At 49.9% G+C, this 20,583-nt stretch carries 17 protein-coding genes; 9 read left to right on the top strand and 8 right to left on the bottom strand.

Annotated elements, in window-relative coordinates:
* Window positions 1-92: 92 nt before the first annotated feature.
* Window positions 93-1,025, top strand: coding sequence for a manganese-dependent inorganic pyrophosphatase (locus tag ABEA66_RS06285; RefSeq protein ID WP_345586927.1), 933 nt, complete (start codon window positions 93-95; stop codon window positions 1,023-1,025).
* 113 nt (window positions 1,026-1,138) lie between these two features.
* Complete coding sequence (locus ABEA66_RS06280) at window positions 1,139-1,858, top strand: NAD-dependent deacylase (RefSeq protein WP_345586926.1); 720 nt, start codon at window positions 1,139-1,141, stop codon at window positions 1,856-1,858.
* 129 nt (window positions 1,859-1,987) lie between these two features.
* Here ABEA66_RS06280 and ABEA66_RS06275 read toward each other — a convergent pair whose 3' ends face one another.
* The 8 genes from ABEA66_RS06275 to ABEA66_RS06240 form a co-directional block, all read right to left on the bottom strand.
* A complete protein-coding gene (locus ABEA66_RS06275) occupies window positions 1,988-3,412 on the bottom strand; it encodes a SpoVR family protein (protein WP_345586925.1) in 1,425 nt (474 codons plus the stop codon).
* A complete protein-coding gene (gene yhbH / locus ABEA66_RS06270) occupies window positions 3,409-4,566 on the bottom strand; it encodes a sporulation protein YhbH (RefSeq protein ID WP_079908296.1) in 1,158 nt (385 codons plus the stop codon). The genes ABEA66_RS06275 and yhbH overlap by 4 nt, the downstream gene beginning before the upstream one ends.
* A gap of 286 nt (window positions 4,567-4,852) precedes the next feature.
* Entirely contained in the window at window positions 4,853-5,893 is a 1,041-nt protein-coding gene (locus ABEA66_RS06265; RefSeq protein ID WP_345586924.1) for a copper amine oxidase N-terminal domain-containing protein, read from the bottom strand.
* Between the two features lie 159 nt (window positions 5,894-6,052).
* The gene (cyoD, locus tag ABEA66_RS06260) at window positions 6,053-6,379 is read right to left on the bottom strand and encodes a cytochrome o ubiquinol oxidase subunit IV (protein ID WP_079908298.1); all 327 of its coding nucleotides are present in this window, start codon (window positions 6,377-6,379) and stop codon (window positions 6,053-6,055) included.
* 1 nt (window position 6,380) lies between these two features.
* The gene (cyoC, locus tag ABEA66_RS06255; protein ID WP_079908299.1) at window positions 6,381-6,995 is read right to left on the bottom strand and encodes a cytochrome o ubiquinol oxidase subunit III; all 615 of its coding nucleotides are present in this window, start codon (window positions 6,993-6,995) and stop codon (window positions 6,381-6,383) included.
* Window positions 6,995-8,968, bottom strand: coding sequence for a cbb3-type cytochrome c oxidase subunit I (locus ABEA66_RS06250; RefSeq protein WP_079908300.1), 1,974 nt, complete (start codon window positions 8,966-8,968; stop codon window positions 6,995-6,997). The genes cyoC and ABEA66_RS06250 overlap by 1 nt, the downstream gene beginning before the upstream one ends.
* A 23-nt stretch (window positions 8,969-8,991) precedes the next feature.
* Window positions 8,992-9,954, bottom strand: coding sequence for a ubiquinol oxidase subunit II (cyoA, locus tag ABEA66_RS06245; protein ID WP_192701204.1), 963 nt, complete (start codon window positions 9,952-9,954; stop codon window positions 8,992-8,994).
* Between the two features lie 257 nt (window positions 9,955-10,211).
* On the bottom strand, window positions 10,212-10,487 hold the full coding sequence (locus ABEA66_RS06240) for a hypothetical protein (RefSeq protein ID WP_079908302.1): 276 nt from the start codon (window positions 10,485-10,487) through the stop codon (window positions 10,212-10,214).
* 419 nt (window positions 10,488-10,906) lie between these two features.
* On the opposite strand from ABEA66_RS06240, the gene ABEA66_RS06235 reads away from it, so the two are divergent.
* The 7 genes from ABEA66_RS06235 to ABEA66_RS06205 all read left to right on the top strand — a co-directional run bounded on the left by ABEA66_RS06235 (window position 10,907) and on the right by ABEA66_RS06205 (window position 20,565).
* Entirely contained in the window at window positions 10,907-11,710 is an 804-nt protein-coding gene (locus ABEA66_RS06235; protein ID WP_079908303.1) for a heparin lyase I family protein, read from the top strand.
* 189 nt (window positions 11,711-11,899) lie between these two features.
* Complete coding sequence (locus tag ABEA66_RS06230) at window positions 11,900-13,087, top strand: glucuronate isomerase (protein ID WP_345586923.1); 1,188 nt, start codon at window positions 11,900-11,902, stop codon at window positions 13,085-13,087.
* Window positions 13,088-13,129: 42 nt separating this feature from the next.
* Window positions 13,130-14,089 carry a Gfo/Idh/MocA family protein gene (locus ABEA66_RS06225; protein ID WP_345586922.1) on the top strand — a complete coding sequence of 320 codons (960 nt, stop codon included), beginning with the start codon at window positions 13,130-13,132 and terminating at the stop codon, window positions 14,087-14,089.
* A gap of 180 nt (window positions 14,090-14,269) precedes the next feature.
* On the top strand, window positions 14,270-15,829 hold the full coding sequence (locus ABEA66_RS06220; protein WP_345586921.1) for an extracellular solute-binding protein: 1,560 nt from the start codon (window positions 14,270-14,272) through the stop codon (window positions 15,827-15,829).
* Window positions 15,830-15,898: 69 nt separating this feature from the next.
* Complete coding sequence (locus tag ABEA66_RS06215; protein ID WP_345586920.1) at window positions 15,899-16,918, top strand: response regulator transcription factor; 1,020 nt, start codon at window positions 15,899-15,901, stop codon at window positions 16,916-16,918.
* The gene (locus ABEA66_RS06210) at window positions 16,915-18,723 is read left to right on the top strand and encodes a cache domain-containing sensor histidine kinase (protein ID WP_079908308.1); all 1,809 of its coding nucleotides are present in this window, start codon (window positions 16,915-16,917) and stop codon (window positions 18,721-18,723) included. Before ABEA66_RS06215 ends, ABEA66_RS06210 begins: the two co-directional genes overlap by 4 nt.
* Before the next feature lie 243 nt (window positions 18,724-18,966).
* Window positions 18,967-20,565 carry a glycoside hydrolase family 28 protein gene (locus ABEA66_RS06205; RefSeq protein ID WP_345586919.1) on the top strand — a complete coding sequence of 533 codons (1,599 nt, stop codon included), beginning with the start codon at window positions 18,967-18,969 and terminating at the stop codon, window positions 20,563-20,565.
* The last annotated feature ends 18 nt before the right edge of the window (window positions 20,566-20,583 follow it).

Genomic DNA, 20,583 nt, shown 5'->3' with positions numbered 1-20,583 from the left:
GGGAATAAGGAGGTTCAGGGTTATAATCTAGATACGGAAATCATTCTATGATATACTTTTCTAAGCAAAAAATACGATTAAGGAGTAAAATAATGGAAAAAACATTGATTTTCGGTCACAAAAATCCGGATACGGACTCGATTTGCTCGGCTATTGCTTATGCTGATTTGAAGACGAAATTAGGCGCTAACGTAGAGCCTGTTCGTCTTGGCAATATCAGCAGCGAAACTCAATTTGTTTTGGATTATTTTAAAGTAAGCGCGCCGCGCTTGGTTGAAGCTGTGGCTAACGAAGTGAACGACGTTATTTTGGTCGACCACAACGAGCGTCAACAAAGCGTAAGCGACATTGAGAAAGTCCGTGTTACTGAGGTTATCGACCATCACCGTATCGCCAACTTCGAAACCAGCAATCCGTTGTACTATCGTGCCGAGCCTGTAGGCTGCACAACAACGATTTTGAATAAATTGTTCAAGGAAAACAATGTACCGGTTCAAAAAGAAATCGCAGGCTTGATGCTTTCCGCCATCATTTCCGATACCCTTCTTTTGAAATCCCCGACTTGCACAGCTCAAGACGTAGCGGCGGCTCGTGAATTGGCTGAAATTGCAGGCGTGGAGCTTGAAACATACGGCTTGGCTATGCTGAAGGCCGGCGCAGACCTGAGCGACAAAACGATCGCTCAACTGATCTCCCTGGACTCCAAAGAGTTCCAAATGGGCGGCAGCAAAGTAGAAATCGCTCAAGTGAACGCTGTGGACGTGAACGACGTTCTGTCCCGCCAAGCGGAGCTGGAAGCGGCTCTTGCCCAAATCATCGCCAACAAAGGGCTGGATCTGTTCCTGTTCGTCGTTACCGACATCTTGAACAACGACTCCATCGGCGTAGCATTGGGCAGCAAAGCCAGCGCGGTAGAGCAGGCTTACAACGTAACATTGTCCGGCAACAAAGCGGTGTTGAAAGGCGTTGTATCCCGCAAATCGCAAATCGTGCCGGTATTGACCGACATTTTCAACAAGCAATAATTGAGCTTCGGATAAATAGCTCCCCAACAGGAAATGGCTTCATCAGCCTTGCTCCTGTAAGGGGAGCTTTTTTTTGAGGAATTATTAATATCTGAGATATAGAGGTGAGAGCTATGCTAGCCAAGCTGCTATTGGAATCGAACGCCACGGTCATTTTCTCGGGTGCCGGGATGTCCACCGAAAGCGGACTGCAGGATTTTCGCTCAGCGGATCGGGGGATGTGGAATAACCGGAATCCAATCGAGCTCGCAGACATTGAAGCTATCCATTCGAACCGGGCGGAGTTTGTCCGTTTCTACCAATGGCGTATTCAAGAGATGAACTCGCATCAGCCCAATGAAGGACACCGCATTCTAGCAAGCTGGGAGCAGCAAGGAATTATCCGCGGTATCATTACTCAGAATGTGGAAAGTTATCATGAACAAGCGGGCACCAAGCGGATAGCCAAGCTGCACGGAGATCTGGGGAGCATGCGCTGCATGAGCTGCGATAAGCAGTATGAATCCCGAATGTACGGTCCACCTGTCACGATGACGACATGCAGTTGCGGAGGGTTTATCAGACCTAATGTCGTGCTCTTTGGAGAAATGCTTCCAGATGCTTCGCTTCGGCTAGCAGAGAGCCTCATAGATGGAGTTGAGCTGTTTATTGTGTTGGGCTCCTCATTACAGGTAAGCCCAGCCAACCAGCTTCCTAGAAAGGCAAAAGCTCAAGGAGCGAAACTGGTCATTGTGAATTATGACCCGACTCCTTTGGATTCTTATGCAGATTTGGTCATTCATCGCTCTATAGGTGAGACATTGCTAAAGACGGATGAGGAGATAAGGGGATAGAAGGCGTATATGGAGCAGGATACGGTCTATTCCCATGTATTTAAAGACTTGCAGCTATCCTTAAACAAACTGTTTACTCTGGAATAACACAACAAAACCGGCGAGACGTTTCTCGGCCGGTTTTCCTTCTTACAAAAACTTCCTGTTATGCTTCTTCCCGTCATAGGTGAATAGCACAGGCTTCGACTCCACGACCGTTTCCAGATGAACGGTCTTGCCCCACAGCTTCTGAATATAAGGGAGCGTACGCTCCACATATTTCAGATCCAGCTCAACGCCTTCGTAGGAGTGCTTCAGGTACAGCTCCCCGTTCTTCTCGTAATCGCCGTTTTCGACGACGATATAAGGGAAGCCGCCATTGACGCGGGAATAGACGAGCTGATCGCGGATATGGGCCCAGGTTTTGTCGGTAATCTTCCATTCAGGGCCTTTCTTCTCGAAAATGTACAGGTCCATATCGTCAACGAGCTGCTTGGTCAGGTAGTTGCGGATGAAGGACAGGTCGGAGTCGTATTCGCGGACGTCGAATATTTTGCGGCGTCCCTGGCCTTTCTGACGTCCGTACCGCTCCTGTTCTTCCTCTGTCGGATTGTCCCAGCGCTTCTCGATATCCTCGAAAATTTTTAACCCCAGATAGTAAGGGTTCAAGCTGTGCCGGGACGGAACGACGACAGAGGAGTTCAGCTTGGCGAATTCGATCGTCTCATCCTCGGTCAGATCCAGCTCGCGGAGAATCCGTTGATGCCAGTACGAAGCCCAGCCTTCGTTCATGATCTTCGTCTCCAGCTGCGGCCAGAAATACAGCATTTCGTCGCGCAGCATCGTCATGATGTCCCGCTGCCAGTCCGTAAGGTAAGGCGCATGCTCCTCGATAAACAGCATAATGTCCTTTTCGGGCTTGGCCGGGAATTTCGGCGTTTCTTCCTTAGGCGCAGGCTTTGAGGGCACGTTGTCCAGGTCCCACAGGTCTTCGTAGCCAAGCTTGCGTTCGGCAGGCACTTCTTTTTTCTTTGGCTTTCGCTCCAGGTTTCTGCGGGTTGCATCGTACGGCTTGGAGATGGAAGGATCGACATGCTCCTGGATGGCCAGCACAGCGTCGATGAATTGCTCCACCTCGTCGGTGCCGTACAAGATTTCATACTGCCGGACGCGCTCCGCCGTAGCGGACATGCTCTCGACCATGTTGCGGTTCGTCTTGGAGAAACGGGCGTTATTTTTGAAAAAGTCGCAGTGTGCCAGCACGTGTGCGACAATGAGCTTGTTCTGGATCAGGGAGTTGCCGTCGAGCAGGAAGGCGTAGCAGGGGTCGGAGTTGATGACAAGCTCATATATTTTGCTTAAGCCGAAATCGTACTGCATTTTCATCTTATGAAACGTTTTTCCAAAGCTCCAATGGCTGAAGCGGGTAGGCATCCCGTAAGCTCCGAAGGTATAGATGATGTCTGCAGGGCATATCTCATAGCGCATCGGGTAATAGTCCAGACCGAAGCCGGTCGCGATCTCGGAAATTTCGGCAATGGCGTATTCCAGCTGCTTGATATCGTCGGCGTTCATCGTGCAGCCCTCCCCTCGGATTTAGGAAAAAAGGTTCGCAGCGCTTTATAGACTTCACCTTTTTCCCTTATGACATAATGCACGAATTTCGGATCATGAATATTGCGGTAAGCGGACATCAGGGTGCTGCTGCGGTTGTATTGATTGACTTCGCCATATCCGAACAGGTTCGATCGCTTCACCAGCTCATGAATCAGCTTGACGCACCGCTCGTTGTCCGAGGTCAGATTATCTCCGTCGGAGAAATGGAACGGATAGATGTTATAACGGGCTGGGGAGTACCGCCGATCGATTAAGTCTACCGCCAGCTGATAAGCCGAGGAGCAGATCGTACCGCCGCTCTCGCCTTTGGTGAAAAATTCCTCCTCCGTAACCTCCCTCGCTTCGGTATGGTGCGCGATGAACACAATCTCGACATGCTCGTATTTGGTGCGCAAAAACCGGGTCATCCAGAAGAAGAAGCTTCGTGCGATATATTTTTCAAACGAGCCCATGGAGCCTGAAGTGTCCATCATCGCAATGATAAGCGCATTGGATTGGGGCACGGTGATTTCATCCCATGTTTTGAAGCGGAGGTCATCCGGACTGATGCCATGAATGCCGGGAATGCCTGCTCCTGCGTTGCGGCGGAGATTTTCGAGAATCGTCCGTTTCTTGTCGATGTTGGACATGATTCCTTTTTTGCGGATATCGTTGAAAATAATGTCCTTGGTCATTACGTTGTCTTTTTCCTTCTGCTGCAAGTTTGGCAGCTCCAGCTCCTCGAAGAGCATCGTTTGCAGCTCCTCGAGCTGTACCTCGGCGTCGTAATAATCGTCTCCCGGCTGGTCGCCGGCGCCTTCTCCTTTGCCCGGACCTTGAGAAGGGGTAGGGTCTACGCCGAGCACATCGCCGACCTGGCTTTCTCCGTCGCCCTGGCCGACGTGCTTGCTTTTGTTGTAGTTGTATCGAAACCGGTATTCGTCCAAGCTGCGAATCGGTACTTTGATAATGTGCTTGCCGTCAGACATAATAATGCTCTCATCCGTAACAAGGTCAGGCAGGTTCTGCTTAATCGCTTCGCGTACTTTTTGCTGATGCCGGGTTTGGTCCTGATACCCTTTGCGGTGCAGAGACCAATCCTCTCGGGAAACGGTAAATAATGGTTCTGTCATGTCGGACACCTCCTGAAATGGGTTGGTTTCATGCATAATGAAGCGGACGGTTGACAGGACAATAAGGGAAAAAAGTGCTTGTTACTAAATATATTCAAGTGGGAGGGGGATATGTGAGGGGGACAAGGGCCTATTTTTTGTACCGTAACCCGTTTATTAGAGGGCAAAAAGGTCCCGAAACGAACTAACGGGTAGACACCCCAGGAGACGAAAAAAGTCTTCCTGATGCTCCAGCTTATCGTTGGAGATCAAGAAGACTTCTATTGGTTGGGTACCTTTGGTTCAATTATTCAGCGGCAGGCTGAACGACGATTTTCCATGCTTTGCCGATAGGAGGCAGGCTCTTGGTCATCATCGCATCGTAGAAGGCGATAACTCGAGTGCCTTTTGCCAGAGTGCTCTTATCTACAGCTTCGCCTTTCAGATTGACGACAGTTGTTTGATCCGTCACTTGCAGCACAATCTCCTTCTGGGATTGCTCGTTCAAGCCGGTACCTTTAATCAGCAGGCTGGTTGCTCCGCTATCGCTCGTACGGACTTCTTCAATATTGCCGGCGTTGCCCAACATTCTTTTTTTGTCGGCTCCGTCCAGTACCGTAATTTTATAAGTCGGAGTTTGCGGCGGCAGGCTCAAGGTAGCCACCAGAGAATGCTCGGCCTCGACCTTTTGACCGAGTGTCAGATCGGCGAAGGTCAGCGGAGTGCCGTCCGCCTTCTGGTATGTAGTTTCATCCGATAAAGTCAGTACGGTGCCTTCCGTTCCGATTCCGTTAATTTGAACGGCTTTGTGGCCGTCTACGTCACGAATAGCGGTAATGACGCCCTGAGTCAGTACGGTTTTTTTCTGTTCTGCGGCAGATACGGCAACGGAATTACCGTCTTTAGTGACGGATGCGTGCAGAATCTCTTGGAAAAAGGAAGCTGGAACGTACATCGTGTTATCCTTCAATTCAGGTGCAGTCCCGAGCGTTTTAAGCATTTTATTGACGCTGTAGCGGTCGTCGCCTACTTTGACGTTAGTCCATTGCGGACCTTTGCTTAAGTCTACAGAAGAGTCCTCCTGCTTCCAGGTCAAGGTGAAGCCAAGGGATTCGGCAATGGCGCGCAGCGGCAGCATAGCTTCTTGGGCACCGGATGCTTGATACCCGGTAAGGGAAGCGGCTTTGCCGTTAACGGTAACTTGAATCTGCTCTGCCGCAAGGGTTGCGGATACGGCTTGCGGTTCCTCTGCCAGAGGCATCATATTCGGCGCTGCATAAGCGGCTCCTCCGCCAAGTGCCATGGAAAGGGCCATAAGAGCGATTCCTTTTTTCATTACATTGTTCATAGTCTGGTTCTCCTTTTGTCTGAGCTCGAATGTAACAAAATCAATTACAATACCATAGACGGGGAAGGGCTCCCAATTGTTGCACGAAATGCAAAGAAAAAGGCTACCCCTCGATCATTCAAAGGATAGCCTCTTTCATTCAACTTCATTCAAACAGGATTAATGTGCTACTTGGTTGTAGGTCATAATCCAGATGGAGCCTGCTACAATCGTCAACAGGATGACAAGCCCGAGAGCCAGCGCCATCATGTTCCAGCGCGCGTTTTCTCCTTCTTTCAAATGCATGAAGAATACGAGCTGAACGGCGAACTGCAGGATCGCCATAATCAGGATGATGACGATTCTTGCGCCTTCACTGAACATGTGGTTCAGGATGACGACGAGCGGGATGATGGTCAGCACGATCGAAAGGATGAAGCCAATGACATAAGATTTCAACGATCCGTGAGATTCGGAATGTGCGCCGTGTGAATTATGTTGACTCATCTTACATCACCCCCATCAAGTAAACGACCGTGAAGACGAAAATCCACACAACGTCAAGAAAGTGCCAGTACAAGCTGATAACATCGACTTTCCGTTTGGTAACCGGTGTAATGCCGTGTTTTTTCAACTGGAACATAAGACCGATCATCCAGCATAGACCGAGCGATACGTGAAGACCGTGCGTACCGACCAGCGTAAAGAAAGCGGAGAGGAAGGCGCTAGTCGAGATCGTTGCACCTTCATGATATACCATAGTGATGAACTCATTAACCTCAAGCGCAACGAAGGAAGCGCCGAGAAGTGCCGTAACGGCCAGCCAGCCGATCAGCTGGTTTTTGTTGCCTTTGTGCATAGCCAGTACGGCAAGACCGCTCGTAAAGCTGCTTGTCAAAAGGATAAATGTCTCAGCAATAATGCCGGGCATTTCGAACAGCTCTTTGGGTGTCGGTCCGCCGTTGGTATTGCCATGAAGAACGATATAGGTAGCGAATAAAGTACCGAATAAAATACAGTCCGTAATCAGGAAGATCCAGAAACCGAACGTTTTGAGCGACTCATGATCATGATGACCGTGGTCATGATGGTCATGTCCGCCGTGCGCTGCCGCATGTGCCATTAGACCTTCGCCCCCCTTAATGCAGCTTCCGTCTGTTTAATTTCATCTACCGGAATGTAGTAGTCCGTGTCATACGAGAACGAACGCGCCAGCATGCAGATGAGTACACCGATCATCGCCGGAATAGCAAGCCATAGCCAGCCCCATACAAAACCGAATCCGGCAAAGAACCAAAGAGTCGATTTGATGAACGGAATCGCCGAGTTTTTCGGCATGTGAATCGGTTCAAGCGGAGCAGTAGGCTCCGGTTTGATGCCTTGAGCGAGTTTTTGCTTTTTCTCCCACCAGTCGTCCACATCGTGAACATGAGGCTCAACAGCAAAGTTATACATAGGTGCAGGAGATGGAATGGACCATTCCAGCGTGCGGCCGTTCCAAGGGTCTCCAGTAACGTCGCGCTCATGATGCTTGATACTGTAAGCAATTTGCCAAACTTGGAAAATGAACGCGATCCCCATAAAGAAAGCACCGACAGTCGAAATCAAGTTCAGCGGGCCCCAGCCCATATCGAAATCGTAAACGGTCGTACGACGAGTCATTCCGTCGAGACCCAAGAAATATTGAGGCATAAAGCAGACATAGAAACCGATGTTCCAGAACCAGAAGGCCCATTTGCCCAAATGCTCATTCAGCTTGAAGCCGAACATTTTTGGCCACCAGTAGTACAGCCCTGCGAAGTAACCGAACACTACGCCGCCGATCAATACTTGGTGGAAGTGTGCGATCAGGAAGTAGCTGTTATGGAACTGGAAGTCTGCAGGCGCTACGGACAGCAGAACCCCGGTCATCCCGCCGATAACAAAACATGGGATGAAGGCTACGGTCCACAGCATCGGCGTCGGATAGGATACCCGACCGCGGAACATCGTGAACAGCCAGTTGAATATTTTAACCCCCGTCGGGATCGCGATAGCCATCGTCGTTATGGCGAAGAAGACGTTAACGTCGGCACCCGAGCCCATGGTGAAGAAGTGATGCACCCAAGTGAAGAACGAGAGTACGCTAATAATAATCATGGCAAAAACCATGGAATTATATCCGAACAGCTTTTTCTTGGAGAAGGTAGCAACGACCTCGGAGAAAATACCGAATGCCGGCACAACCACGATATAAACCTCCGGATGTCCCCACATCCAAATCAGGTTGATATACATCATCGGGTTACCGCCGCCGTCAAGCGTGAAGAAGTGAGCGCCCAGGAAGCGGTCCATGAATAACAGTGCCAAGGTAATGGTTAAGATAGGGAAAGCGAAAATAATCATGATACAGCTGGAAAATACGGACCAGGAGAACATCGGCATTTGCATCAGCTTCATGCCTGGCGCACGCATTTTCAGAATCGTTACGATAAAGTTAATACCGGTCGCCAAGCTTCCGATACCGGAAATCTGGATACCCCAGATATAGAAGTTTTGTCCGACACCCGGGCTGTGAGACAGCTCGGAAAGCGGCGGGTACGCAAGCCAGCCTGCATCCGGCGAACCGCCGATGACGAAGGAGACGTTGAACAGCATAGCGCCCCAGAAGAACATCCAGAAGCTCAAGGAGTTCAGGAACGGATAAGCAACGTCGCGCGCTCCCAATTGAAGCGGCACAACGATATTAAACAGACCGAACATAAGAGGCATCGCCATGAACAAAATCATGATAACCCCGTGTGTCGTAAAGATCTGGTTATAGTGCTCCGGCTCCAGGAATTTCATATCAGGCATGGCAAGCTGAAGACGCATGAGCAGGGCGTCGACGCCGCCGCGGAATAGCATTAGAATGGAACATAGGATGTACATGATCCCGATACGTTTATGGTCAACGGTCGTCAGCCATTCGCGCCAAAGCCAAGTCCATTTTTTGAAATAGGTTAGCACGAACACGATGGCAACCATAGCGAGCCCAATACTGACTTGCGCTCCTAAAATCATCGGATCGCCTGTTACAAAAAACCAGGATGCAAAATCTTTTATTTTATCCAGCATGTGTATGCCTCCTTTCGTTAGTGTTAATGTCCAGCATGCGGATTCGAGGTTGTTGCAGGCTGAATAGCTTTAGACGGCTCCTGCTTGGCAGAAGGTTCGCTGCCGGCAGAACCATGATGGGCATGAGTGCTTCCATTTACGGCATATTTCGTCACGATCTTATTGAATAGTCCCTCAGGGAAGGAAGAGAAGTACTGCTTGGTTGATGTACCCGGTGCAGCCAGTTGGTTATATCCGTCCATTGTCAACGGGCCCGAGGATTGCTTCACTTCTTTAACCCAATTATTGAAATCTTCATCCGATGTAGCGTGTACCTGGAATTTCATATCGGTGAAATGCTTGCCGCTGAAATTCGCTCCGGTTCCGTAATAAACGCCTTGTTCATCGGCTTGCAGGAACAAGGTCATGGCCATGCCGGACATTGTATACATTTGGCCGCCCAGCTGTGGAATCCAGAAGGAGTTCATCGGAGCATCGGAAGTAAGCTCGAATTTAATAGGTGTGTCTTCAGGAATTTCAATGTAATTGACGGTTGCAATGCCTTGCTCAGGATAGGTGAAAAGCCATTTCCAATCCAGAGAGGTTGCTTGAATCGTGATCGGCTTCTTATCGGAAACAATCGGCTTGGATGGCTCCAGGGCATACGTTTCGCGAGCCGTAACAGCGGCCAACAGGATGATAATAACAATAGGAATCCCCCACCATACTACCTCCATCATCGTACTGTGCGACCAGTTCGGTTTGTAAGCAGCTTTGTTGCCTGGTTTGTCTCTATACCGCCATACGATGTAAGCGGTCAGTATGAGCACAGGGACCAGTACGATTCCGCATAAGATAGAAGCGGTAATGATCAGATCCTTCTGACCAGCGGCGATAGGGCCCTTCGGGTCCATAACCATAATGGATTCGCAACCCGAGAGAAGCACCAGCATGGTCAGAAAGATCAGCGGAGTCACAATCCGAGCAGCTTTTTTCGTTAGTCGCATGTGTAATATCATCTCCTTAAGTTTCTCGAACGCTCGGATAAAGCAGGTTGTGAAATGTGGAACGTTCTTAGCTATTTCTTAAGATAGCAGATATTAACCGAGATTTCGCCGTTGTTAACAAATACGTCAAGGTTTCGTCTTTTTTCTGTAATATAAAGTTCACGAAAATGACGACTATTAATTTTTGGAAAAGAAAAACCCCTCTAAGATCGCTCTTAAAGGGGGTAAAATGTGAAAATATGTCAGGTTTTGTGGAACTATTGTTGAATTTTGTCATTTTCGTCATCCAGCATACGGGAATGAACGAGATGAATGGCGGTGCGAATCACATAAATGTGAACACTGCCTACCAAGAAGCCGACTCCCACCATGAGGGACGTGTTACGATCACTAAAGTGATGTAAATTAAATAAACATAAGACAAGACCAATGCCAAGAATGCCCCAAGCTGCAGCCGTCATCCAGTTGACAAGACGTTGTACATCCTTCACATTTTGACGTACGCCGCTAACCGATGCTGTTTTCGTAGTCATAATGGTCACTTCCATTTCCTTTGTAAGTGTTTTCTTAATATCAGTATAGCATAAAATGGTTGGTTTGTTCAAGGAATGTTCAATTTTTGATCGAAATTCAGACAAATTTAGATAAAGGGTCACTGGAAATACGCCTTGAGGGATAAAAGCCGCCAGCCCATACTGCGCTCTGCCTTATAGAGTGCTCAGAGTACGGAAACATAAAAAAGAACAGGTTACCATAAATTTTTCCATTTTATCCATCCCGTGTTTATTTTAAGATCGATTTTGTAAGCGCAAACATAAAATCGGCTTCGGAAAGGAGGAGTCATCTAACCAGTCAAGGATAGGTTTAGAGCTTGTTGAGCTGCTGCAGGGAGGAAGGTTCGCAAGTCCGTATGGCTGCAAGCAATCATTTATTTATCAGGAGGGATTGGATAATGAAGAAAAAGGTCAAAACAATGGTAGCGGGAGCTTTGTTAGTATCAGCAATGGTTTTGCAAACTGCGGTAGCCTGGGCCGCAACCACAACGACTATTGATTCGGATGGGCCTAATACCGGACAGGACGCTTATCAAATCTTCAAGAGCAAGCTGGGCTCCGACCCCATTGACGGACCGGGGGATGCAAGCCACATTTGGGAGACCACCTCGTCACCGGTCGGCAACGTATTTCAGTTCAAGCTGAACAGCACAGGAGACTACGATGGCTCCAATACGGATCGGCAGCGCAACGAGCTGAAGGCTTATAACAGCTCTCCAAGCGCCGTCAAAGGAACCAACGGGACGACGATGACGTATAAATGGAAGTTTAAAGTGCTGAACGGGTTCCAGATGCCGCCGTCGGGGAACTTTTGCCACATTTTTCAGCTGAAAGCATCCGGCGGCGATGACGGCGCGCCAATTTTGACCTTCTCGGTTGAAAAAAACAAGCTGACGTTCCGCCACAGTCCGATAGGGGCCGATATGAGTCAGGTGACGACGCTTGCTTCAACGGATTGGTCCAATGTCCTGAATACTTGGGTAGAAGCTACGGTAACCGTGAAGAACTCGGATAACGGAACGGTATCGATGACGCTGAAGAAGCTGGACGGAACGACCTTGATGTCTTATAGCGGAAGCAAGGATATGTGGAGAGACGGAGCGGATTTCAATCGTCCCAAGTGGGGGATTTACCGCAAAATTTTCTCCGGCATGACGGAAGCGAATATACAGTTCGCCAATTTCAGCATTACGAAGCAATAATATTTCTTCATTGATAGTACAGACTTTGGGCACTCCTCTGACGGGAACTTCAGGGGAGTGCTTTGTTTTATGACAACTAAATCGTAAAAAATCACAACCTCTAGTTTAAGTAAAGCCATGGAAGCGGTTGAGTACAAGTAGTATGATGGGGGAAGAACCTCATTTCATGAAAGAAGGGAACAAAAGCTCATGTTAAACCAGAAAGCATTCATTGAAGAGATCATGGGATTTGACGTTCTGGATACACATACCCATTTGGTAGGACAGCAGCTGAGTGCCCGTGATTTTTGGGAAATTGCGCATTATTTTTGGTTAAACCGGGAGATGCAGGCCGCCGGGTACCCGGATCAAGCGATGGAGCTGCCAGAGGATGAGCGCATCGAGTCTTTCTTATCCGCTTACAAGGCGAGCCGCAATACGTTAATGAACTGGGTATTCACGCATATATTCAAAGATTTGTACGGCATCGAAATCCGCGATGCTCAATCCATCCGCGAAGCCGATGCCGCTGTTCGTGCTTCCAACGACCGCCCGGGCTGGGCGCAGGAGGTGGCGGACAAGCTGAACATTCGCGCTTTCGTAACGAATATGCCGGATCACGCGAAATGCAGCCATATGAACAGAGACGCCATTCTGATTCCGCGCGTTGACGGCAGACTTTTCGAATGGACCAAGCAAATTCATCAGGCCGATCAGCGGGAGCAAGCCCTGGAAGAAGTGACTCAATCGATCCGCGATTTGATAGCTTCCTATAAGGAGTGGGGCTGTCCGGGCATCATGACGACGCTTCCCGGCTACGATGCCAAGGCTAATGAGGAGGTTCCGCTGCAAACGGCAACGCGGGATCAGCTCATGATGCGGGTACTTCACACGATTTGCGGGATATTGGAGCAGAACGGAATGTTCCTGCAGCTCTTCCTCGGCGTGGAACGCTCCTGGTGCGACACGGCCATACCTGTCAATGACCCGCTGCGCATAGCGAAGCTGTCGGGCTTGTTTGCTCGCTACCGCATTTCCTTCGAGCTGGTCGTTGCTTCGGAGTTGAACAATCTTGACGTTGTGCAGGCGGCCTGGAACTATCCTAACGTTCATGTAGGCGGCATGTGGTGGTTTAACTTCCGTGCAAGCACTTACCGCGATATCATGCAGTACCGTATGGAAGCGTTACCTGGAATCAAAAGCTCGCTTATCGTGTCGGACGCAAGGAATATCGAATGGTGCTACGGAAAAATCCTTCTTATTAAGAAGCTGATGGGTGAATATTTATATCAGCAGATCGAAGCGGGCTGGCTTGATTATGACACGGCGATTCAGCTTGCAAAGGATTGGCTGTATAACAGCGCGGCGCAGCGTTACGGGTTCAGCTTGAATTCATAAAAATACAGAATTGGCGATAAGCCAATGAAGGGGAGAATGAAGATGAAGGCACTTTTGGTTGGCTTGGGAAGCGCAGGCTTTTCGTGGTACAAGAGATTGAGAGACAAAGGATTACTAGCCGCCGTAGTGGAGACGGATGCTTCGATGAAGGAGAAGATGGGGGACGATCCGTTCCCGTTCTATACATCGCTTAGCGAAGCCCTGGAGAAGGAGCAGCTGGATTTCGTCGTCAATGTGACCTCGCCGATGGCGCATACGGTCGTTAACAACGCCGCTTTCGATAAGAAGCTGCCGGTTTTGTGTGAAAAGCCGATATCGTTTGATTACGAAGAATCCATCGAAGTGGTGGAGCGTGCCGCTAAGGAGAACATTCCCTTCATGATCGCCGAGAATTACCGCCGCCACGCCGCCGTGCGCAAATTGAAGCAGCTGCTGGATGAAGGCGCTATCGGACGGATTTCCGCTATAGACATCGTATTTTATCGATATCACCATGTGCAGCGCAAATATACGGTCAGCCTGCTGGACGATATCGGCGTCCATCATTTTGATATGATCCGTTATTTGACCGGCGAGGAAGGAAAAAGCGTCTACGCGGACATGTACAATCCTATCGGCGGATGGGATGAAGAAGGCGCCATCATTAACACCAGCGCTCTCCTGGAGATGGCAGACGGTGTGAAGGTCAGCTATACCGGTTCTATCGCCTCCAGGGGGGAACAGACGCCTTGGCACGGCAACTGGAGGATCGAAGGAACGGAGGGCACGATCCAATACGAGAATCAGGAGATCCATCTCATTAAGGATGGGGTCAAGGAAACGATTACCAACTACAGCGGGGTAGATACTTCTGATACGTTGGCGGAATTCCTGGCATCGCTTAAGGAGCAGCGGGATTCGGAAACCAGCGGTGCGGATTATTTGAAATCGCAGACCCTGGTGCACTTCGCAAAATTATCGAGTGCCGAGGGACGGAAGGTAGAGATCAAGTACCCGAGCTAGCGTCTGCTCCCAGGGGACTCCGGTGAAGAAAGGGGCTGTACTTCAGGTGAACAGGCAACCTGCGGGCAGCCCTTTCGTATGTCTTGCTTACCACAATACAATGTAAAATTTAAGGGCTGCCCTCAATGTACCCTTTTTGTGGGGTCAGCTTATTCAATTCTTGGGATGGAAGGGAATCGTATGAAAAGAACCGTCGGCACATGGATGATCATAGCGATTGCAGCTGCTGGTACTGCCGGTTGTTTCCACGACGATACAACAAAGCATCCGGCGGCTGAGCAGGACAAGCCTGCGAAATTTTCCATCTCTTACACGACGACCTCAAGCAGCGGATATTTTTCGCGGATTGGGGATCTGAGCCGGGAAAAGTGGGTACTGAAGCTGGGGGAGCTGACCCATACTTCCCTCGAAGTCAAGGTGATAGAGGAATCGAAGCTTCCGGTCATGTTTGCAGGCAGCAGCATTCCGGATGTCGTCGGAAGCAACGGTACGCCTACCAGTACGATCATGTCGGGGTCGGTAGAGGCCGGCGTCTTCATGCCGATCGATGATTTGTTAAAGCAGTATGCCCCCAATTTGCTCAAGAACGTGCCAAAGGATGCATGGGAGGCGGTATCCTACAACGGAAAAACGTACGGTATTCCAACCTATTTGACGAACCCTTCCCGAAGAGCGACCTTTATCCGGTCGGATCTGCTGGAGAAGGCAGGTCTCAAGCCGCCGCAGACGGTGGAGGAGTTTCTCGATGTGCTCAGAGCCTTTAAGAAGCTGGGAGTTGAGCATCCTTATTTAATGAGGGAGAACCTGAAGTACGCCGACATCATCCTCGGAGCTTACGACGTGCTGCCATACCGCGATCAGTTTGAAGTGGTGAACGGGCAGGTTGTGCCCAAGTTTTTTGATGTCAAGCATATGGAAAAAGCGCTGGAAACCTACAAGACGATGCTGGATGAGGGGCTGATCGCCAAAGATTTCGCGACGATCTCGTCGGCGGATTTTATAAGCTATATCCGCTCGGGCAAGGCGGGAATCTGGTCGTCCAATGCGATCGGTCTGGTTGATTTCCGCACCTCGATCAAGCAGGCCGTTCCTTCGGCACGAGTAGATATTATCCCTTCTCCGAAAGGTCCGGAAGGTACCGGCGGGTACTTCCACTATACGCCCGTCATTTCGGCTTTTTACATTAATAAGAACGTAAAGCCGGACACAGCGGCGCGCATCATACAGTTTTTTGACTGGATGCAGACGCCGGAGGCGGAGAGATTCTTTACTTTTGGCATTGAAGGGGATACCTATACGACAGTAGCCGGCAGGATCCAGTACCAATTTCCTCAAACGAAGGAAGCGATAGAAGAAGAAGGCTGGCGCAGCGGCACACTGTGGGGGGCTCATGACGCCGTAGCCAATAGAATGCGGCTGCAGCTGGATCAGAACGGGCGGGATACGCTGTTTGCGCTCGACCATATTGTCAAATATGAGGGATTGCCGGGCATCGGCTTTAATCCGGATTTGATTTCATTCGCCAAATACCAGGATCTGGCGCCAATTACGCAGGATGGTGCTCCGAGACTCATTATGGATCATATCATCAAGATGATTTACGGCAAAGAGCCTATCACCGATTGGCCTAAGGTCATCCAGGAGTACAGGCAAAAAGGCGGAGAAGAAATCATCAAAGAAGCTACCCAACGCTATAACCGCAGGGAAGGAATCGTCAACCTATATGAAACCCGTTTTTAAATAAAACGATACGATTGCTTCCCAAAGAGAGGATTCTTCTTATGACCGTTGCAAAAGGAGCTGACTTCCATGCATTTGCTCATCGTTGATGATGAACCGATTATTCGTTTGGGACTGGTCAAAATGGCAGAGGTCTATGCCCCTTCCTTTGAAGGGATCCGAACGGCAGAGAACGGCTTGGATGCATTGGAGAAAATTCAAGCATTGGAGCCGGACATTGTCCTGACCGATATTCGCATGCCCAAAATGGACGGATTAGCGCTTTGTCAGGCGATACATAGCGATTATCCTCATATTCAGACCGCTGTTATATCCGGCCATAACGATTTTGAGTACGCGCAAAAGGCGATGACCTATGGAGTTAAGCATTATTTATTGAAGCCGCTGATGAAAAATGACTTGCATAAGATGCTAGGGCAGTTGGTTCAGGAATCGGCGACAGGCTACTTCTCCGTCTCCCGGTATATTGAATGGATCGATGCGATGGAGCAGTGCATCTGGTCGCTTCAGATGGATGAATTGACCCGGCTCGCAGATTTGTGGAGACAGTACTGCCTATCGGCCAATTTCACCTTGGCCAAGCTGAAGGAGCTGCTGGAGGACTGCACGGCGATGCTGATCAAACGGTTTCATGCAAGAGGCGTATTAAAGGAATACGTGAGCCCGGAGCTTCAAGGCTCCAGCACGAAGTCGCTGCTGGATTCTTTTGAAGAACGGCTTCGTCAGATGGCGTTCAGCCTGCTTGCAACCCGCAAAGGGAACTACAAAGATCCGATGGAGGAAGCCAAGGCTTACATCGACAGCCGGCTGTCCGAGGATATTACGCTCGATCAGGTTGCGGCGATGATCGGTCTGACTCCGACGTATTTCAGCGCTTTATTCAAACGAATGACCAACGAAACGTTCGTCCGATACCGGATTAACCGGAGAATGGAGAAGGCCAAGGAGCTTCTGTCCGTTCCTCATATCCGGATCGTCGATGTGGCGGAGCTGGTAGGGTATGACGATTATCCGCATTTCACCAAAACATTCAAAAAAATGTACGGCATCTCGCCGTCCGAATTTCGCAGTCAAATGGGGATCAAATGAAGCGTGGAAGTGTGTACCGCAAGCTGTTTGTTTACTTTTTAGTCGTCATCGTCCTGTCCTTGTCGAGTGTCGGCATCTTCTCTTACACCACTTCGTCGCAGGAGTTGGATGTATTAGTGAAAAATCAAATGACGCAAATTGTGGCTAACGCCGTCCATCATACCGATCTATATCTGCAATCGTACGAGCGCTCGATGGTTTCTTTGTTGACGAACAGAGAGGTGAAGAGGTTCCTGGATTTGCCGCCCAAGCCGGAGTTTTACGAGTTTTTTGAATACCGCAAAACGATTAAGGAGGCAGGGGTCGATCCGGTATTTATCCGTAATCCGGAAATCGCCTCGATCTATATCATAAGCTTCAATGAGAATGCGGCCTATTATTTCTACGATGTGCCGGAACAATCGTTCAGCGCCCATGATATACGCGAGCAATTGAGCTATTACCGTGCCAATACCAATGAGGACGGCAGTCTCAGTATATTAAATCACAGTATATTGAACGACACACGGTCCCCCATGCTGACGCTCATCCGGCAAATTAAAGGCTTGTCGTCCCCGGCACCCAAAGGAATTCTTGCGATAGAAATGCGGGTATCGGATCTCGCCGCGATGTGGAAAGGAGTCGAGCTGGGGCCTAAAGGATACTTTTTTATCCTGGACGGTAAAGGGCAGATCGTCTACCATCCGCAGCGCGAAAAGGTAGGCTCCTTCGTCAACGACGACCTAAAGCGTAAGCTTAGCGCCAGCGAGCTGTCGCTCGTTGATAATACGGAGGATGGCATTCGGCGAATCTACATGTCGCAGAAATCCGACTATTCGGGCTGGAATCTCGTTGTTTCCATGCCCCTCGACGAGCTGCGCAAGCCCGTATCCAAAATACGTACGACAACGATCATCGTCGGCTTGTTTACGCTGTGCATTGCGCTGCTGTTGGCATACCGTTTCGGCAAATCCATTACGGAGCCGATCCAGGTGTTGAAGAATGGTATGCGGCAGACGGAGAAAGGCAACTGGGCTGTCATTCCGCTGCCGGAGCGCTATGATGAAATGGTAGAGCTCATGATGCGCTACAATCTCATGGTCAACCGGCTGTCCGAAATGGTGGAAAAGGTGTATCAGGTCGAGCTGAAGCATCAGGAAATGCAGCTTGAACGGCAAAAGGCGGTGCTTCAATCGCTGCAGCTGCAGATCAATCCTCATTTTATGTACAACACGTTGGAAATGATCGTATGCTACGCTTTCATCAGGGATTCGGAGGAAATATCCGAAATCGTCAATTCCCTGGCCTATATGCTCCGCTATTCGGTTCAAACGAACCTGGAGGAAATCACGATAGCCAATGAGCTGAAGCATGTGATGTATTATCTCGTCATTATCCGTCATCGTATAGGACGCGAGTTTGAAGTCGATGTGGCCGTTCAGCCGGATTACCTGCTGCATAAAATGGTCCGGCTTACCCTGCAGCCGCTGGTCGAAAATGTATTCCAGCACGCATTCCCCGACGGAGTGGAGGATTATCATTTTATCCGGATTGACGCAGGGGAGAACGACGGCATGTTCTGGGTCAGCGTCGAGGATAACGGTATCGGCATTAGCGAGGAGGAGCTGTCACGGCTGCGGGCCAAATTAAATGCGAACCGGTTGGCGGACGAAGAGGCCGGCAAGAAGGGCGGCATCGGGATTCTGAACGTGCACCGGCGTATTCAAATGGTATTCGGGGAGTCTTACGGCTTGCGAATCGAGAGTGCACCCGAGCAGGGAACGAAGCTGATTATGATGATGCCGTCTGTGATTGATAACAAATAGGAAGCTAACCTCATAAAAAGCTTGTGTTCCATGGGATTCGAGGGATACAGGTTAAATAATGAATATGCCGAGGTTAAATTAAGACTATCCGTTGAGCCTTAATCTCCGGTTCCTGAGCGCTTTCGGTTAAATTCGGGAGATTGTCTGGCATTCCCTCTTAATAGATACTAGAATAGGAGTAATATATTAAAAGAGAATCATGGAGGGCGGCGAGAGGCCTTTCGCATGATCAGGAGGGACATCATGACTGTGTTTAATGTATTGGAATACGGAGCTGTCGGAGACGGCGTAACGATGAATACGGAGGCTATTCGAAGCACGCTGGAGGCTTGCGAGGCTGCCGGTGGCGGGACGGTCTATTTTCCGGCGGGGACCTATTTAACCGGCGCCGTTCATCTGAAAAGCAATATGACGATCCATATCGATTCGGGAGCCAAGCTGTTGTTCTCAACGAACCCCGACGATTATCCCTTTGTGAAAACCCGTTGGTCCGGGTATGAATGCTACGGCTATTCTCCGCTCGTCTATGGGGCGGATCTGACGAATATATCGATCGTGGGAGGCGGCATCATCGACGGTCAAGGCGCCGCTTGGTGGCAGCAATACCGTGAATGCAAGGCGGGACGACGTCCTTCTACCGAAAGAGAGCTTCAGCTGTTTGACCTGAACCGTCATCTTATGGATATCAAAAGCAACATTGTGGAATGGGAGACGCAATTTTTACGTCCGGCCCTCTTCCAGCTGTTCCGCTGCACGAACGTGCGTCTGGAGGGCATCACGCTGCAAAACTCGCCGTTCTGGAATACGCATCTCGTGTACTGCGATAACGTAACCATTCACGGCGTTTTGATTCAAAACCCTTCGGACACGCCGAACGGCGACGGCCTGGATATCGATTCCTGCCGTTATGTCCGTATTTCCGACTGCCAGTTTGACGTAGGGGATGACTGCTTGTGCTTGAAATCGGGCATTGACGAGGATGGAAGACGAATCGGCATCCCGACGGAGAATGTGACGGTAACGAACTGCACGATGCGGGCAGGCCACGGCGGAGTCGTACTGGGCAGCGAAACGGCGGGCGGCATTCGCCATGTGACGATTTCCAACTGCGTCTTCATTGGAACCGACCGGGGCATCCGCTTCAAATCAAACCGTGCGCGCGGAGGAACGATCGAGCATGTACAGGTGAATAACATCTTCATGAAGGGTGTGCTTTGCCCGATCGCAATCAATTCCTTTTACCGTTACGGCGTCGATCCTTCCAATCCTTCGATTTCAAGTCCTGAGCCTCAGCCGATTTCGGAATCGACACCGGTATTCCGTCACATCCGCCTGAGCCATATTACGGCAACGGAAGTGTTAGGCGCTGCAGGGTTCCTGTACGGTCTGCCGGAAATGCCGATTGAGGATGTCGTGATGGATCATATCCATATTGAAATGACAATGGATCCGAATGAACAGGGCGGCGAGCCGGATATGGTGCGTGAGGAGCTCGTCATGGCGGGCAAAGGAATGTACTGCAAATATGTGCGCTCGCTTCAGATGCATCATGTGCGTATCGAAACAAGGGAAGGCGCTGCGCTGACCATCGATAACAGCGATGATATCGAGTTGATCGGCTTCGGAATGAAGAAACCGCATCCTGCCACACCGGTTATGGAATTGAGGAATACGCAGGAGGTCTTCGTACAAGGCGGCTCGGCGGCACGGGGAACCGATGTTTACGCCAAAATCAGCGGAGCCGATACGCGGGATATCGTGTTTGCCGGCAACCGGCTGGACAAAGCGGTGCAGGACGTACTCGCGGATACTGCGGTGCAAGGGTCCATTGTGGTAAAATAAGGCTAAAAAAGCAGGTGA

The organism is Paenibacillus vulneris (genome assembly GCF_039543185.1).
GTDB lineage: Bacteria > Bacillota > Bacilli > Paenibacillales > NBRC-103111 > Paenibacillus_S > Paenibacillus_S vulneris.
Note: the sequence above shows the minus strand (reverse complement) of the source record. Positions and strands in the feature narration are given on the sequence as shown.

What these genes read in the sequence shown, in the direction of transcription:
- ABEA66_RS06285 (WP_345586927.1), top strand. Translation starts at nt 93, where the DNA reads ATGGAAAAAACATTGATTTTCGGTCACAAAAATCCGGATACGGACTCG.
- ABEA66_RS06280 (WP_345586926.1), top strand. Translation starts at nt 1,139, where the DNA reads ATGCTAGCCAAGCTGCTATTGGAATCGAACGCCACGGTCATTTTCTCG.
- ABEA66_RS06275 (WP_345586925.1), bottom strand. Translation starts at nt 3,412, where the DNA reads ATGAACGCCGACGATATCAAGCAGCTGGAATACGCCATTGCCGAAATT.
- yhbH (WP_079908296.1), bottom strand. Translation starts at nt 4,566, where the DNA reads ATGACAGAACCATTATTTACCGTTTCCCGAGAGGATTGGTCTCTGCAC.
- ABEA66_RS06265 (WP_345586924.1), bottom strand. Translation starts at nt 5,893, where the DNA reads ATGAACAATGTAATGAAAAAAGGAATCGCTCTTATGGCCCTTTCCATG.
- cyoD (WP_079908298.1), bottom strand. Translation starts at nt 6,379, where the DNA reads ATGAGTCAACATAATTCACACGGCGCACATTCCGAATCTCACGGATCG.
- cyoC (WP_079908299.1), bottom strand. Translation starts at nt 6,995, where the DNA reads ATGGCACATGCGGCAGCGCACGGCGGACATGACCATCATGACCACGGT.
- ABEA66_RS06250 (WP_079908300.1), bottom strand. Translation starts at nt 8,968, where the DNA reads ATGCTGGATAAAATAAAAGATTTTGCATCCTGGTTTTTTGTAACAGGC.
- cyoA (WP_192701204.1), bottom strand. Translation starts at nt 9,954, where the DNA reads ATGCGACTAACGAAAAAAGCTGCTCGGATTGTGACTCCGCTGATCTTT.
- ABEA66_RS06240 (WP_079908302.1), bottom strand. Translation starts at nt 10,487, where the DNA reads ATGACTACGAAAACAGCATCGGTTAGCGGCGTACGTCAAAATGTGAAG.
- ABEA66_RS06235 (WP_079908303.1), top strand. Translation starts at nt 10,907, where the DNA reads ATGAAGAAAAAGGTCAAAACAATGGTAGCGGGAGCTTTGTTAGTATCA.
- ABEA66_RS06230 (WP_345586923.1), top strand. Translation starts at nt 11,900, where the DNA reads ATGTTAAACCAGAAAGCATTCATTGAAGAGATCATGGGATTTGACGTT.
- ABEA66_RS06225 (WP_345586922.1), top strand. Translation starts at nt 13,130, where the DNA reads ATGAAGGCACTTTTGGTTGGCTTGGGAAGCGCAGGCTTTTCGTGGTAC.
- ABEA66_RS06220 (WP_345586921.1), top strand. Translation starts at nt 14,270, where the DNA reads ATGAAAAGAACCGTCGGCACATGGATGATCATAGCGATTGCAGCTGCT.
- ABEA66_RS06215 (WP_345586920.1), top strand. Translation starts at nt 15,899, where the DNA reads ATGCATTTGCTCATCGTTGATGATGAACCGATTATTCGTTTGGGACTG.
- ABEA66_RS06210 (WP_079908308.1), top strand. Translation starts at nt 16,915, where the DNA reads ATGAAGCGTGGAAGTGTGTACCGCAAGCTGTTTGTTTACTTTTTAGTC.
- ABEA66_RS06205 (WP_345586919.1), top strand. Translation starts at nt 18,967, where the DNA reads ATGACTGTGTTTAATGTATTGGAATACGGAGCTGTCGGAGACGGCGTA.